This window comes from Polymorphobacter sp. PAMC 29334 (assembly GCF_019431245.1).
In the GTDB taxonomy this organism is placed as follows: Bacteria; Pseudomonadota; Alphaproteobacteria; order Sphingomonadales; family Sphingomonadaceae; genus Polymorphobacter_B; species Polymorphobacter_B megasporae.
Map to the genome: position 1 here is coordinate 684,040 of NZ_CP080243.1, position 15,229 is coordinate 699,268.

At 66.9% G+C, this 15,229-nt stretch carries 14 protein-coding genes and 1 tRNA gene; 11 read left to right on the forward strand and 4 right to left on the reverse strand.

The annotated features are described in order from the left end of the window. Positions 1-84: 84 nt before the first annotated feature. From hemC to KZX46_RS07190, 3 genes are read left to right on the forward strand one after another with little or no spacing between them, the layout of a single operon-like run. Positions 85-993, forward strand: coding sequence for a hydroxymethylbilane synthase (gene hemC, locus KZX46_RS07180; protein WP_219776032.1), 909 nt, complete (start codon positions 85-87; stop codon positions 991-993). Further along, on the forward strand, positions 990-1,667 hold the full coding sequence (locus tag KZX46_RS07185) for a uroporphyrinogen-III synthase (protein ID WP_219776033.1): 678 nt from the start codon (positions 990-992) through the stop codon (positions 1,665-1,667). The genes hemC and KZX46_RS07185 overlap by 4 nt, the downstream gene beginning before the upstream one ends. 22 nt (positions 1,668-1,689) lie before the next feature. Further along, positions 1,690-2,703, forward strand: coding sequence for a hypothetical protein (locus KZX46_RS07190; protein ID WP_219776034.1), 1,014 nt, complete (start codon positions 1,690-1,692; stop codon positions 2,701-2,703). Between the two features lie 31 nt (positions 2,704-2,734). Here KZX46_RS07190 and KZX46_RS07195 read toward each other — a convergent pair. Continuing rightward, positions 2,735-2,809: transfer RNA gene (locus KZX46_RS07195), tRNA-Gly, on the reverse strand. A gap of 164 nt (positions 2,810-2,973) precedes the next feature. Here KZX46_RS07195 and KZX46_RS07200 point away from each other — a divergent pair. Genes KZX46_RS07200 through KZX46_RS07210 form a run of 3 tightly spaced genes read left to right on the forward strand, consistent with a single transcriptional unit; the run spans position 2,974 to position 4,765 of the window. Further along, positions 2,974-3,873, forward strand: coding sequence for a tetratricopeptide repeat protein (locus tag KZX46_RS07200; RefSeq protein WP_219776035.1), 900 nt, complete (start codon positions 2,974-2,976; stop codon positions 3,871-3,873). Between the two features lie 14 nt (positions 3,874-3,887). Next, positions 3,888-4,571 (forward strand): LON peptidase substrate-binding domain-containing protein, encoded by a 684-nt coding sequence (locus tag KZX46_RS07205; protein WP_226896146.1) that lies wholly within the window; start codon positions 3,888-3,890, stop codon positions 4,569-4,571. Beyond that, positions 4,568-4,765 (forward strand): Trm112 family protein, encoded by a 198-nt coding sequence (locus KZX46_RS07210; RefSeq protein ID WP_219776036.1) that lies wholly within the window; start codon positions 4,568-4,570, stop codon positions 4,763-4,765. The genes KZX46_RS07205 and KZX46_RS07210 overlap by 4 nt, the downstream gene beginning before the upstream one ends. A 38-nt stretch (positions 4,766-4,803) precedes the next feature. Here KZX46_RS07210 and KZX46_RS07215 read toward each other — a convergent pair whose 3' ends face one another. Further along, complete coding sequence (locus tag KZX46_RS07215) at positions 4,804-5,790, reverse strand: substrate-binding domain-containing protein (protein ID WP_255615322.1); 987 nt, start codon at positions 5,788-5,790, stop codon at positions 4,804-4,806. Positions 5,791-6,018: 228 nt separating this feature from the next. Between KZX46_RS07215 and KZX46_RS07220 the strand changes: the two genes are divergently transcribed. The 3 genes from KZX46_RS07220 to KZX46_RS07230 all read left to right on the forward strand — a co-directional run bounded on the left by KZX46_RS07220 (position 6,019) and on the right by KZX46_RS07230 (position 9,510). Then, a complete protein-coding gene (locus tag KZX46_RS07220; RefSeq protein WP_219776885.1) occupies positions 6,019-7,083 on the forward strand; it encodes an alpha/beta hydrolase in 1,065 nt (354 codons plus the stop codon). Next, entirely contained in the window at positions 7,083-8,138 is a 1,056-nt protein-coding gene (locus KZX46_RS07225) for an alpha/beta hydrolase (RefSeq protein ID WP_226896147.1), read from the forward strand. The genes KZX46_RS07220 and KZX46_RS07225 overlap by 1 nt, the downstream gene beginning before the upstream one ends. A 67-nt stretch (positions 8,139-8,205) precedes the next feature. Continuing rightward, entirely contained in the window at positions 8,206-9,510 is a 1,305-nt protein-coding gene (locus KZX46_RS07230; protein WP_370647547.1) for an MFS transporter, read from the forward strand. Positions 9,511-9,514: 4 nt separating this feature from the next. On the opposite strand, the gene KZX46_RS07235 is transcribed toward KZX46_RS07230, so the two are convergent. Together KZX46_RS07235 and KZX46_RS07240 are read right to left on the reverse strand one after the other, a co-directional pair. Continuing rightward, positions 9,515-10,417, reverse strand: coding sequence for an alpha/beta hydrolase (locus KZX46_RS07235; RefSeq protein ID WP_219776038.1), 903 nt, complete (start codon positions 10,415-10,417; stop codon positions 9,515-9,517). A 26-nt stretch (positions 10,418-10,443) separates the two neighbouring features. Then, positions 10,444-11,550, reverse strand: coding sequence for an alpha/beta hydrolase fold domain-containing protein (locus KZX46_RS07240; RefSeq protein ID WP_219776039.1), 1,107 nt, complete (start codon positions 11,548-11,550; stop codon positions 10,444-10,446). Between the two features lie 177 nt (positions 11,551-11,727). On the opposite strand from KZX46_RS07240, the gene KZX46_RS07245 reads away from it, so the two are divergent. After that, the gene (locus KZX46_RS07245; protein ID WP_226896148.1) at positions 11,728-12,804 is read left to right on the forward strand and encodes an alpha/beta hydrolase; all 1,077 of its coding nucleotides are present in this window, start codon (positions 11,728-11,730) and stop codon (positions 12,802-12,804) included. A gap of 117 nt (positions 12,805-12,921) precedes the next feature. Further along, positions 12,922-15,141, forward strand: coding sequence for a TonB-dependent receptor (locus tag KZX46_RS07250; RefSeq protein WP_226896149.1), 2,220 nt, complete (start codon positions 12,922-12,924; stop codon positions 15,139-15,141). Positions 15,142-15,229 lie beyond the last annotated feature (88 nt).

A 15,229-nucleotide genomic window follows, 5' to 3' on the forward strand; every position in this document is an offset into this window, starting at 1 on the left:
GCGCTGCGTCGCATAACCGCGCCGGTCGTTGCAATCGCCCGCAAATCTTGCCAATCGCCGCCGTCGCTTGCACAAGGATTCGCGATGAAAACCCTCAAGCTCGGTACGCGCGGCTCGCCGCTGGCTCTGGCGCAGGCGCATATGGTCCGCGATGCGCTCGTCGCGGCACACGATGTCGCGGTCGAGATCGTCGTCGTCGTCACCACCGGCGACCGCGTCCAGGACCGCCCGCTTGCCGAGATCGGCGGCAAGGCGCTGTGGACCAAGGAGCTCGATGCCGCCCTGCTCGACCAGCGAATCGACCTCGCGGTCCATTCGATGAAGGATGTCGAAACCCGCCTTGCCGACGGCATCGTGATCGCCGCGATGCTGCCGCGCGCCGACGTCCGCGACCGGCTGATTGGCGCGGCGAGCCTCGAGGCTCTGCCCGAGGGCGCTCGGCTCGGAACATCATCGCCGCGCCGCGCGGCGCAGCTCCTCGGCGAGCGCCCCGACATCGTCATCGTGCCCCTGCGCGGCAATGTCGCGACGCGGCTGGCGAAGATCGCCGCGGGCGAGGCCGACGCGACGTTGCTCGCGGCGGCGGGGCTCGATCGGCTCGGCATCGCCGAAGGCGTCGCGCTGCCGCTCTCGACGGTGCTCCCCGCTCCGGCGCAGGGCGCGGTCGGGATGACGTGCCGCGAGGGCGACGATGCGGTCGCGGCGCTGCTGGCGGCCATTGACGACGTCCCGACCCACTCTGCCGTCCTGCTTGAACGCCGCTTCCTCGCCGCGCTTGCCGCCGACTGTCATAGCTCGGTTGCCGCCTATGCGCAGATCGAAGGCGGCCGCGTCGTCTTCCGCGCCGAAATCCTGTTGCCCGACGGCAGCGAGCGGCAAGGCGGCGCATTTGACCGCAGCGCCGAAGACGCCGCCGCCGAGGTCGATGCGCTGGCGGCATATTTGCTCGGTGCCGCCAGCCCCGAACTGCGCGGGCTGTTCGGCGGGCAGTGACGCGGATTCTCGTCACGCGCCCGGGCGGAGCGACACCGCAATGGGCGACGCTGGGGACGGTGATCGAGGCGCCGCTCCTGCGGATCGAAGCGCGGCCGTGGTCTCCGCCCGTTATCGAACCCGAGGCAATCGCCCTGACCAGTGCCAACGGTGTTCGTTGCGCCGGGAGCGGTGCCGAGCGCTATTTTGGCCTGCCAGCCTTCGCCGTCGGGGCGGCGACCGCCGAGGCGGCGCGCGCGGCAGGTTGGCGCGAGGTTCGGGCTGGTGCGGGTACTGGTGCGGCCATGTTCGCCAGCGTTGCGGCCGCGCGATTGACGCGCATTCTTCACCTCGCCGGAGTCGATCGCATCATTGCGGCGTTTCCCCCGGGACTGAGCGTCGAGGTCCGCGAGGTCTATGCGGCGGTACCGGTCGACTTGCCGCCCGCCGTCGTGGCGGCGCTCGCGGCAGGAGCGATCGACGTCGTCCCGCTCTATTCGCCACGCTCCGCCGGGGCGTTTTCGTGCGCGGTCGACGCTGCTGGGATCGCCCGGAATACGCTGCGACTCGTCGCGATCAGCCCCGCCGCCGCTGCTGCTGCCGGAGCCGGATGGCGCTCGGTCGCAATCGCCGCTGCGCCGACCGACGACGCACTCTTTGCGGCTGCGGCAGTCGTGTGCGACAAAGCCTCATGACGGTCACCCGCGGAGTATGACGATGGAACCGTTCGATACGGGCCGCGGCGGGAGCGATCTGTCTGGCGCGCGCCTCGACCAGATGCGCAGCCGCGCCGTGCCGGTTGCCGCGCGCCCGCAACGTGCTGTCTTTGCGTGGGTACTCGTCGCCGCGCTGCTCGCCTTCGCACTCGGCCTGATCGCCAATCCGTGGTTCGAACGGTCCGTTCGCAGTCGTCTGCCCGGCTTCGCTCCGACCGTCGCGCCGACGGTCGCAGATCTCGCTACCCTCGATGCCCGGATCGCCGCAATCGAAGCCCGTCCCGCCGTCGTCGTGCCAAATGGTGACGCAGCGGCCATTGGTGCGAGTGGCGAGCGCCTCGCACGGCTCGAGGGGACGGTCGCGACGCTCGGCGCGACTGTCCCCGCTGCGACTGGGCGGACCGACAAGATCGCGACGGACCTCGCGGCGTTGACCGCGCGAATCGACTCGGGTGCAGCCGCGACCGCCGCGGCGCTCGCCAGCGCGACGACCGCCGCCGACCGCGCGCAGGCAATGCTCGTCACGGGCGCGGTCCGGCGGCAGTTGACCGAGGGTAACCGGCTCGGTGCGCTTGAACCGGCGCTGCGGCGGTCATTCGGCCCGCGCGCCGCCGCAGCGGTCGATGCGGTCGCTGTGCTCGGTTCCAACCCGGTGACGCTGCCCGGGTTGCGCAGCGGGCTTGAGCAATTGAGGCCAGCGTTGGGCGCGGCGGTAACGACGGTGCCGCAGAGCTGGTGGGATGGCTTTCGCGACAGTCTTGCCGGCATCGTCGTGCGTCCGGGGACGGCATCCACCGGGAACCCGGCGCGGGTCGACCGCGCGGCGGCATCGCTTGCGGCGGGCAATGTCACAGCTGCCGCCGCCGAGATCAACGCACTCCCCCCTGCGCAGCGATCGAAGGCACAATCATGGCTCGCCGCCGCCGACCGTTATGACGCCGGATGGCGCGGCATGGCGGCGCTCGAGACGTTGCTGCTCGACCCGTCGCCGGCGTCGACGCTTGCTGCCAACTGACTAAGTCGCCCGGCCGAAGCCGAAGCGAAAATGGAGCGGGCGAAGGGATTCGAACCCTCGACCCCGACCTTGGCAAGGTCGTGCTCTACCCCTGAGCTACGCCCGCTCGGCGGAAGCGCTGGTTTGACCTGCGCTTCGGGAGACGGCTCGCTACAGCAGGTCGGCGGCGGGGGCAAGCCTGAAATCGGGTAGGGCTGCGGTTCCGACCAGCCTTGGCAAGCACCGCACTCGACCCCCATATGCCGGGACCGAACAACGGAGTCATCGCGCGTGGCCAGCCTGTCGTCCCCCCAATCCGATAAAGCCAGCATCGAGGCGTTCAAGCGCGACGTCATCGACGCGTCCGCGACCGCGCTGGTCCTCGTCGATTTCTGGGCTGAGTGGTGCGGCCCCTGCAAGACGCTGACCCCCCTCCTCGAACGGATCGTCGCCGCGCACGCGCCGCGGGTAAAGCTGGTCAAGATCGACGTCGACAAGAGCCCGGCGATCAGCGCGCAATTCCGCATCCAGTCGATCCCGACCGTCTACGCCTTCCTTCGCGGCCAGCCGGTCGATGGCTTTCAGGGTGCCCTGAGCGAGCGCGAAATCAACACTTTCGTCGATCGTCTGCTCGCCGCCGTTCCGCCCGCGCCCGGTGACCCCGAGGTGGAAATCAAGGAGATGATTGCTGCCGCCAACGAAGCGCTCGACGAGGGCGCGGCAGCGGAGGCGGCGGAGATGTTCGGCGCGCTGGCGCAAGAGTTCCCGGACCGGGTCGAGGTCATCGCAGGCTATGCCCGCGCACTTGTCGCGCTCGGCCAGCATGAGGCGGCGGACACCGCGCTGGCCGCCCTCGCGCCCGATGCAAAGGATCCGACGCTCGCCCAGACGCTCGCCGCGATCGCGCTGGCTAAGGATGCGGTGCCGGTCGACGACCTCGCCGGGCTAGCCGCGCGTGTCGCCGCCGATCCTGGCGATCATGCCGGTGCGGTTGAGCTCGCTGGCGGCTTAATGGCGCGGGGAGACCGCGATGGCGCGGCCGACGTTCTGCTCGCAAGCATCGCCGGCGACCGCGACGCAAATGAAGGCGCGGCGAAGGCGCGGTTGCTTAAAATGCTCGAAGCTGCCGGCTTTACCGACCCCTGGGCTGCGGCGGTGCGCCGCCGCCTGTCGACGATCCTGTTCGCCTGATCGTATAAGCAATGATGGACACGCCCGATCCCGGCCCCGACGAGGAGATGACGATGCTGCCGACCGTCTTGCCGGTTTTCCCGATCGGCGGCGCGGTGCTGCTGCCGCGCGGGGTGATGCCGCTCAACATCTTTGAGCCGCGCTACCTGGCGATGGTCCGTGACGCGATGGCAGGCTCGAATCTGATCGGCATGATCCAGCCCCGGCTGACGATGGATGATGACGCCGACGCCGGGGGGCGTCCTGGCTTGTTCGACGTCGGCTGCGCGGGGCGTATCACTGAATTCCGCGAGACCGGCGACGGGCGGATGATCATCGCGCTGACCGGTGTCGCGCGTTTTGCCGTCGCGCGCGAGCTCGACGTGACGACACCTTACCGACAGGTCATGCCCGACTTCGACGCCTTTGCCGATGACGAGGGCGAGCCGCGCCCGCTTGCCCCCGCCGCACGGTCGGCATTGGAGACGACGCTGCGGTCGTACCTCGACACGCAGGGGTTGAGCGCCGACTGGACCGCAGTCGCCGAGGCCGACGACGATTCGCTCGTGACGACGCTGTCGGCGGTCTGTCCGTTCGATCCGGTCGAGCGGCAGGCGCTCCTCGAAGCCCGCGACCTGCCAGCGCGGGCGGCAACGCTCAACGCGCTGATGACGTTTGCCCAAGGCGCGGGCGGCAGCGACGGCAATTTGCTCCAGTGACCGAGCACGTCGCCGAGCACGTTGCGCGCGACCCTGATCCGCGCCTTCTCGCGATTCTCGTCTGCCCCCTAACGCGCTCGCCGCTGCGCTACGACCGTGCCGCAAACGAGCTTGTGTCCGACTCGGCGGGGCTGGCGTATCCAATCCGCAAGGGCATTCCGATCATGATGATCGAAGAGGCGCGTGACGTTTAAGCGGCGATGGCCGCTTGCCGTCTCCTGACGCTTAGGGCCTAGACCGAATCGCGCTGAACGACTCGCACAGGCAAAGTCGCCGAAGGTGTCTCCTCACCGTTCATCCGCCGAAAAAGGAACTCGACCAGCGCCGCAGCGCCATGCTTGAGATCCTGATGCACCGTCGTCAGCCGCGGATTCGAATGTTCGGCAAGGGCGAGATCATCGAACCCGATCACCGATACGTCAGCCGGCACCGACACGCCGCTGGTCTGAAGCGCACGCAGCGCGCCAAGCGCAATGACGTCCGACGCCGCGAAGACGCCGTCGAAAGCGACACCACGCGCGATAAGGTCCTGGACGGCGGCCAACGCCGTATCCCCGGTGAAATGCGCGGGCTGGATGAGTTCGTCGACCACGGCAATACCGGCACGCTCGAGCGCCGTCGTATAGCCTCGCAGCCGCATCTGGATTTCTGGCAACGAAGACGCGCCGAGGAAGACGATCCGGCGTCTCCCGGCTCGCAGCAAGGCATCCACGGCGGCACGCGCCCCGCCGATATTGTCCGATCCGACTGAGCAGTACGCCTGCTCGGGAAGATGCGCGCCCCACACCACCAATGGAAGAAAAGCGCGTGCCGCCTGGTTGATCTCCGCGTGCTGGTCGCTTTGCCCGACGATGATATAGCCATCGGCTTTCTGCGTCTGGACATGGCGCGACAGCCAACCCGGAGCTGGCGACGGGATCCGCGACAACAGCACGTCGTACTGCCGCGCAGAGATCTCGTCGGCGATATGACCGAAGAGCTGGAGGAAGAACGGGTCCGAAATCATCTGGTCTGCTTCGTGCCCAAGCGGAATGGCGACGCAGATCGTGCGCGTTCGACTCGACCGAAGCCGCTGTCCACGTTGATCGATGACATAGCTATGTTCGGCCGCAATCTGCTGAATCTGCTGCCGCGTTTTCACCGGGATCAGCGGGCTTTCGGCCAGCGCGCGCGAAACCGTCGAGGTCGAGACACCCGCGAGCCGGGCGATATCGGTCATCTTCAGCGGCCCCGCAGACGCGCCGTTCGGACTGGTAGGCTTTGACGATCGCATAGCGCCACTTACCGCATCCCGGCTGCGCCGCAACGCCTCGCAGCTCGAACGGCTTGCACTGCAGTGTGCATGACGATTGCCGCGCGACGATCATTGCGATGTAACGGAGATGGCGGTAGGATTTCGCAATCGATTGCAGAACCAACTGCGGCGATTGAGGGGAGAGGTTTCGTGATGTTGACCCGGCGTGATTTGTCGAAGGCCATTGGCGCAACCGGAGCCGCATTGCTGCTCGGTCCGGCGGCGGCCGGCACCGTGGCCGCTCCGGCAGAGATGAACCCGCTTCATCTCGTCGATCCCGAACTGCGCGCCGCCGCTGCGGCCATGCTTGCCCAACATTTCCCGCCAATGACCCGGGCTTCCCTGCCTGCGTTTCGTGCGTCGTGGGTCGCGCCCGCCTCGCTTCCGCCGCCCGCGCCCGCGCCCGCGGTCGAAACGCGCACCGTTCCCGGCGCGCGCGGCGACCCGCCCGTCGTGGTGCAGGTCATCGGTGTACGCGCGGGCGGCGCGCCACGGCCGGCCATTCTTCACATCCACGGCGGCGGCATGATCTCGGGTCGCGCGCAGAATATGACCGCTTTCTGCCAGACGGTGGCCGCCGAACTCGACTGCGTCGTGGTCAACGTCGACTACCGCCTGTCGCCGGAAGCCCCTTTTCCAGGACCGGTCGAAGATAATTACGCCGCGCTCGTTTGGGTTGCCCGCAACGCTGCGGCGCTGGGGGTCGATCCGGTGCGGGTCGCCATCATGGGCGAAAGCGCTGGCGGCGGACTTGCGGCGATGGTTGCGATCGTCGCTCGCGACCGCGGCGAGGTCCGTCTGTGCTATCAGACGCTGATCTATCCCATGCTCGACGACCGAACTGGCAGCTCCCGAGCCACGCCACCGTATATTGGGTCGATCGGCTGGTCTCCCGAGGCGAACCGCTTCGGCTGGACCGCGTTTCTCGGAGTGCCTGCTGGCGGCGATCGCGTGCCAACCGGCGCGGTCCCGGCACGCGTGGCGAACTTGGCGGGCCTGCCGCCGGCCTTTATCGGCGTTGGCGCGATCGACCTCTTCGCCAACGAAGACATGGCTTATGCGCGGCGGCTCGTCGCTTCAGGCGTGCCAACTCAGGTTCAGGTGACGCCGGGAGCCTTCCACGCCTTCGATTTCGTCGTCCCCGAAGCGCGCGTATCGCGCGAATTCACCGCCGCGTGGAAAAGCGCCATGAAGGCCGCCTTCGCGGTACCTGTCTAATGCAGACCATCGAACCGGGCAGCGCAAACAATCCGACCCTCGTTCACGCCCGCCCCGAGATCGATCGCCGTGCGGTGCTGGTCGCAACTGGCGTGGGCCTCGCGCTATCGCAGAGTTCGGTAGCGCGGTCGGCGACGCCTCTCGCCGCCGCAACACCGTCACCTATGAATCCACTCGGTCCGCTGCCTCCGAGCTGGATCAACGCCGAAGTCATCCCACTGTGGGCAGGTGCGCCGCCCGAGGGTGGCTTTGCCCCGCGCCCGGTTCCGCCAGCGTCGCCCCCGGGCTTCATCCGCAATGTCGCCGCGCCCAATCTGCGCGTCTTCCGTCCGCGCGACAGCAACCGGCACGGAATCCTGCTCATTCCGAGTGGGGCCTATACTTTCATCGTCGGAACGCATGAGGGCGCGGGGACTGCGGAAGCTTTTGCCGCAATGGGTTACACCGTGTTCGTGCTGACATATCGCCTGCCGGGCGAGGGCTGGTCTCATCGCTGGAATGTTCCGCTGCAGGATGCCCAGCGCGCGATGCGCTTGATCCGCGCGAATGCTGCGCGCTTTGCGATCGACGAAGCGCAGGTCGCGGCGCTCGGCTATTCAGCGGGCGGACATATTGCGGCGTCGCTCGCCACCGCCTTTGCCGAGCCGGTCTATGCCGCGCGCGATGCCGTCGATGCGATAGATGCTCGACCCGCAGCGGCGGGATTGATCTACCCGGTGATTACGATGGATGCGCGGCTGACCAACCCGCAAAGTGCGACGTCGCTGCTCGGCGAGAACCCTCCGGCATCGCTGGTGGCGATGCGCTCGGTCGAATTGCACGTCACGACAGTTACGCCACCGACTTTTCTCGTCCATGCTCTCGACGACCCTGCGGTTCCGCCTGAGAACAGCCTGATGATGCTGTCCGCGCTGCGTGCGGCGCACGTTCCTGTCGAGGCGCATTTCTTCGAGACCGGTGGTCATGGCTTTGGGCTTGGCTCACCCGCCGCGACCAACCGCGCTTGGCCGGCGCTGTTTCACAAATGGCTGGACATACATCTTGCCCAGCGTTGACACGAAGCTGGCCGCATCGCGTGTCGGAGCAGCCGTGACTTATGCCTTGAAGCCGCGCCTCCCGATCATGCGGATCGTCGAGATGAACCTTGGCTTCCTCGGGCTCCAGTTCAGCTTCGGCCTGCAGCAGTCGAACATGGCACCAATCTATTCTTACCTCGGCGCAAGCGAGGCCAGCATCCCGCTACTTCAGCTTGCCGGGCCGCTGACCGGGCTGCTGATCCAGCCGTTGATCGGTGCGATGAGCGATCGAACCGCGTCGCGCTGGGGCCGCCGCACGCCGTATTTCCTCGTCGGCGCAGTGCTGTGTTCGATCGGGCTGTTCGTCATGCCGCTCGCGCCGACGATCCTTGCGGCGGTCTGCACGCTGTGGCTGCTCGATGCCGGCAACAACATCACGATGGAGCCGTATCGCGCCTATGTCAGCGACCGGCTGTCCGACGAGCAGCGCAACTTCGGCTTCCTATCGCAGAGCGCGTTCACCGGGCTTGGCCAGATGCTCGCGTATCTGGCGCCGAGCTTCATGGTCAGTGCGCTCGGTTTCGACCTCAATGCGGTCGACGCGCACAACATCCCCGTCATCACCCGGGCGGCGTTCACGATCGGCGCGGTTTTGTCGTTCACGACGATCGTCTGGTCGATCTGGCGTGTTCCTGAATTGCCGCTGAGCGATGCGGCTCGGGCGGTCATCCGGGCGAAGTCGCGCACCGTTGGCGCCACCCTGGGCGAGATCTGGGATGCGATCGTCACGATGCCGGTGACGATGCGAAAGCTGGCGCTGATGAGCCTGTTCCAATGGTATGCGATGTTCGCGTATTGGAATTATGTCGTCTATTCGATCAGTCGTTCGGTGTACGACGAGGCCAATCCGCTGTCCGAGAGCTTCCGCCGGGCAGTCCTCGATAATGGTATTGTTGGTGGCTTCTACAACGGCATTGCGTTCATTGCCGCATTGGTGATGGTACCACTGTCAAAACGGTGGGGACCAGCGACGACGCATGCAGTTTGTCTTGTGGCTGCGGGGCTCGGAATGGCCGCTATTCCGCATATCGCCGACAAATCGTGGCTGTTGGTGCCGGCGATCGGGATCGGGATTGGCTGGGCGAGCATCATGGGCAACCCATATATCATCCTCGCGCGAAGCATCCCGCCCGAACGGACCGGGGTTTATATGGGCATTTTCAACATGATGATCGTCGCGCCGATGCTGCTCAACGCCGTGACGATGCCGCTGTATTTCAATACGCTCCTCGCCGGCGACGCGCGAAATGCGCTGACGTTATGCGGCGTCCTGATGCTGGCAGCGGCGGCAAGCGTATTCTGGGCACGCGAACCACACGCGCACACAGGCCGCACATCGGCGAACGCTTGACCGCTCACTGCGCAGCACGCGCCGGCGCGAGCAGAAAGCCGAGGACGTCGTCGAGCCGGCTCCGCCATGCATCCTCGTCATGGCCGACGCCGGGATAGACGCTCGCGGTCATGTCGATGCCCTCGACATAGCCCAGCCCGGTCAGCGCCGCGACAAACGCCGCATGGCTCGGCGGATAAAATGCATCGATGCCGAGCGTGCTGCGGTCGAGCCATATCCGATGGTGCCCTGCTGGGGGCAGGCACGCGCGCGCGAAACTTCCGACCGCCGCCGCAACCTGCTCGGCGAAGCCTGCGGGCAGCGGATCGGCGCCGGTCACCGGCAACAGGCTGAAGTGCGCCGACAACAAGGCCGCCCCGGCGAAGCGGTTAGGATACCGCGCCAGCAACTCGGCGGCGGCAACCGCACCCATCGACGATCCACCGACGAAGGTCGCGCTCGCGGCGGAGTTCGTCGGGAAGTGCGCGTCGATAAGGGGGCGGATGTCTTCCATGACCATTTGCGCGTAGCTGCCGGACCGCGCGCCGCCGCCCCACGCCGCCTCGATCGCTCGGCGCGCGGGCTCGGCCAGCCGGTCGAGGATCAGCTCGGGGGCATATTCGACGAAGCGATCGGCAGTGCTGCCGATGCCGACGATGATTGCGGGCGCAATCGCCCCGCTGTCTGCCAGCCGGGCCATGCTGCGATCGGCCTCCCACGCAGTGCCGAACGCGACGAGGCGCGCGTCGAACAGGTTTTGCCCGTCCTGCATGTAGAGCACCGGAAACCGCGCGCCGGGCCCGCCATCGGGCACCCAGACGAAGATGTCGCGAGGCAGCAGTGCGCGCGAACGGAAATCGCGGCACACGAACAGCCGTCCGCGTAACGACGGCGGCTGTAGCTCCTGGAACGGTGACGCGGTCGTCATGCGTCCCCCCGCGCCGTCACCGCCCGCTATCGGCCGAGATGGCGGTCGAAGAAGCGGACCATCACGTCATACGCCTCTCGCGATTCGGGGACGTCGGGATTGTAGAAAAAGCCGTGGAACAGCCCCTCCCAGACGTGAAGCTCGGCGTCGACGCCAAGGCGGACGAGCTGAGCGTGGGTGTGGACCGCCGAACTATATTCGAAGCCGCGCGTCGCGGTGATGATCAGCGTCGGCGGGAAGCGGCGCATCACCGCATCCGATACCCCCGGGTTGACGAGCGGATCCTTGGGATCGGTCCCGGCGAGATATGGCAGCTTGGTCACGGCGTTCGGCTCGGCTGGCGGCCACACCGGCGCGGCGCGCGCCTCGCCGATCGGGATCGCGACGAAATCGGCATCGCCGCCGAAACCGAAGGCGGAGGTCGTTACTCCCGCGCAGAAAATGCCGATTGCGCCGGGACGCGGCAGGCCGTGCGCGTCGAACCACGCCATCGCCATGCCGGTCAGCATTCCGCCCGCCGAGCAGCCGTAGATCCCGATATTTTGCGCCGGATACGACTTCAACAGCGCACGATAAACCGACGCGACGTCTTCGCTCGCGGCGGGGAATTTATGGTCCGGTCCCTCGCGGTAGTCGACCGAGACGACGCGCACCCGGCCGAGCGCGGTCACCGGGATCGACTCGAGCTCGGCACAGCCCGGGAAGCAGCCCGAGAAACCGCCGTCGTGAAGATTGATCAAGACGCGGTGCCGGTTGGCAGGCGCGATCCCGGCGGCGGGGGCGTAGTCATAGACGTGGACGCCGCCGATCGTCGCCTCGACCTTCTTGTGCGCGAATAGCGCGGTCTGCCGCGCGAGGTAGGGCTTCATGAACACCGGCACGCCGTCGACCTGCTGCAGCAGGGCTGGCTGCTGCATCTGGCGGAGATGTTCGGCGACATACGCCTGTGCCTCGGGGCTCGACAGGCTCGACACCGGCACCAACATCGCCGGCACGTGGACGGTTCCGTCCTGGTCGACCTTGACGGGGACGTTGGGTGATTGCGCCTGGAGACCGGAGGCTCCAGCGAACAGGGCCAGGACGAGCGCCGCAGCCCTCGCGATCTTGACCCGATATGACAGTGACCGATGCATCCCACGCCCCCTTGGACCCGCACGCGCCGCTTGGTTGCGGCATGATTTGCTTACGCGACAGATAAGCAACAGGCTGCAATCGTTTGCAAGATCATGCGTGGATCTCCTTGCAAATCCTTGTGGGAGCCGCAGTCTGACGACGAAGCGCGCGCAGACGCCGGATGGGAAGGATGAGCGATGGACCTCACGCGGCGGAGCTTTCAGTTCGGCCTGATGGCGTCGGGCTTTGTCGTGCCGGCGATGGCCGCAGCGGCGTCCCCGGTCGGTTCGGTGCTCGCATCGGGAGCCGCCGGCCCGTCGCTCGATCGCGTCGATCCCGAACTGCGCGCGGGCGCGCGGCTAGTGATGGCGCGCCCGCTGCCGTTGCACTGGACCGACGAGGGGCTACGGGCAATTCGCGCGAATATCCCGCCGCCGCCCATGCCGTTGCCCGCTCCGGCCGCCGCGGTCGAACGCCGCTCGGTCGCGGGGACGAAGGGCCAGCCCGACGTGCCGATCATGGTGATCGGCGCGCGGCCCGGCGGCGCACCGCGTCCGGCCGTGGTGCATATTCACGGGGGCGGCATGATCCTCGGTCGCGCTGCCGATGCGGTCGTCGCGTCGCAGAAGCTTGCCGCCGAACTCGATTGCGTCGTCGTCGAGGTCGAGTACCGGCTGTCGCCCGAGACGCATTTTCCCGGCCCGATGGAGGATTGCTACGCGGCGTTGGCGTGGCTGCATGCCAATGCCGCGGCGCTCGGGGTCGATCGCTCGCGGATCGCGGTCATGGGCGAAAGCGCGGGCGGCGGCCTTGCGGCGATGGTGGCGATCGCCGCGCGCGATCGCGGACAGGTCCCGCTGCGCTATCAGGTGCTGATCTACCCGATGCTCGACGACCGCACCGGCAGCACCCGCCGCGTGCCGCCGTTCATCGGCACGATCGGGTGGAATGAGGCGGGCAACCGCTATGGCTGGTCGAGTTTCCTCGGGCAGCCGGCGGGGACCGGGACCCCCCTATACGGCGCGGTGCCGGCGCGCGTCACCGATCTCGCCGGGTTGCCCCCGGCATTCATCGGCGTCGGCGCAATCGACTTGTTCTGCGACGAAGACATCACCTACGCGCAGCGCCTCGCGGCGGCGGGGGTGCCGGTCCAGCTCCGCGTTACGCCAGGAGCCTATCACGGCTTCGACTTCATCGCCCCCGGCGCGCGCGTCGCGATCGAGTTCGCGGGGGCATGGAAGAGCGCGCTCCGCGCTGCATTCGCGACGGCGTAACGCGACATTTTTGCCAACGGTAGCTGCGGCGCGAACCGGATTGCACGAGCATGACACTCGTGATAGCAACGTGCAAACGATTGCAGAAAAGCGATCGATAAATAGGGGAGTTTGAGAATGAACACATCAGCAAATTTGACCATAGATGCGCCGCGCGGCCGCTCGTTCGCCGCTGTGCGCAGCCGTCTGCTGCTGACCAGCGCGAGCATGGCGCTTGCCTGCCTCCCGGCCGTTGCCGCCGCGCAGGATACCGTCGTGCAAACGCCCGCCGCCGCGCCGGGGGTGCCCCAGACAGCCGCAGCGTCGAATGAAGACATGGGTGAGATCGTCGTGACGGCATTGAAGTCGGGTGCGACGAAGCTCGACCGCGTACCGATCGCGATCCAGGCATTCTCCGGCGCGACGCTCAAAGAGCGTAACATCCGCGACGGTGGCGACCTCATCTCGCTCATCCCGGGTGCCGCCGAGACGCAGGAAATCGGTGCGGGCTACCGGATCTTCTCGATCCGCGGTTCAGGCGCCGGCGGTCCGATCGGCGACGGGCTCGTCGGATACTACCTCGACGACACGCCGTTCGGCGTCCCCAACAACCAAAGCGCCCCGCCACTCCAGTATTTCGACATCGACCGGGTCGAGGTTCTGCGCGGCCCGCAGGGTACGCTCTACGGCCAGGGCTCGTCGGCGGGCACGATCATCTTCCACACCAAGAACCCCGACCTCAACAAGATTACCGAGGCGGGTGAAGCCGAAGTCTCGACGACGAACGATACGCATCAGATCAACTATCGCGGTGCCGCCGCGATTTCGGTGCCGATCGTCCCCGGCAGCCTCGCGCTGCGGGTCAGCGGCGGCTACGACTATCGCGCCGGCTATGTCGACGTCTATCCCGGCGCGCCGACCGGCACCCCGACGAAGCGCGATGCCAACGACGTCGTTGCGAAGGACCTGCAGGCGGTCCTGCTGTGGCAGCCGGATGCCGTCACGACCGTTCGGCTCCGTGCCTGGTATTTCAGCACCGACGAGGACTATCTCAGCGTCTTCAACTCGGTGAGCCCGCCGTACGCATCGTATCAGGGCAATGTCGTCGGTTATGACCGGCGACACGCCGAATATTTCTCGGGCACGATCACGCGGCAGGTCGGTGAGTTCACGCTGACCAACGCCACGTCGTATCAGAAATCGCTGCCCGGTGGGTTTGCGGTCGGCCTCAATCTCGGCGCACCACTCGGGATCGGGACGCTTACGAATGGCGGCAATGCCGATAGCTTCGTCAACGAATTCCGCGTCGCGACGTCGGGCAGCGGACCGTTCCACGGGGTCGCCGGGGTGTTCTACCAGAACGCCACCGGGCTCGCGTCGTTCAACCTCAACTTCCCGGGCCTCGTTCTAAACGGCGACACCCAGACCAAGACCCAGAACGAAGCCGTCTTCTCCGAAGTCAGCTACGAATTGTTCGACGGTAAGCTCGTCCCCCTCGTCGGAATCCGCTACTTCAACGACACGCGGAAAGCAGATTCGCTGACGAACGGCGTTCACGTCCTGACCAACGCCAACCCCGATGCGGTAACATGGCGCGCGAACCTTGCATATTACCCGAGCAAGCAATGGACGGTTTTCTTTAACGCGGGCACGGGCTTCCGCAGCGGCATCCTCCAGTCGCAGGCACAGGCGAGCGCGGTGACCGCCGATGGCGTCCCGAGCGGGCTTTCGCTTAGCCCCGATCGGCTGCGGAACCTCGAAATCGGGACGAAGGGGACGTTGTTCGACGGTCAGCTCCGTCTCGCCGTCAGCGCCTACGACATCAAGTACACGAACATCCAAAGCGCGTTCAACACGTCGATCGGGCTCGCCGCGTTCGCCAATCTCGGTGACGGCAAGAGCCAGGGCATCGACCTCGAGGCGACGTGGAAGACGCCGCTCAAGGGTCTGACGCTCTCGGCGATCGGCAACGTCAACGACTCGAAGTTCACCAAGGTGATCCCCGCGTTCACCGAGGCGAACACGCGGATCACCAACGGTTCGCGGCTGTTCTACACACCGCCGTTCAACGCCCGCGGCGACGCGACGTACGACCGCAAGATCGGCGATTACGACATGTTCGCCACCGCGTCGGCGACCGCGGTCGGGCGCGCGCGCAACGGCGACGCGACGGTCGTTTCGGTCAGCCCGTATCAGCTTTACTCGGCGAGCGTCGGCGTCAGCTTCGACCGTTACGAAGTTCGCGTGTTTGCCGACAACCTGTCCGACTATCGCGGGCCGACCTCGGCCAACGGTCCGACGCTGCTCGCCGGACCGCGCCCGCGGACGGTCGGGCTGACGTTCCGCCTCAACACGTGACAGACGCGGCGGGCTCGATGACGCGAGCCCGCCGCGTCCGGTCGGATCGAGACGCATCCCTGGCCCAACCCGCTTGAGTTTATCGACA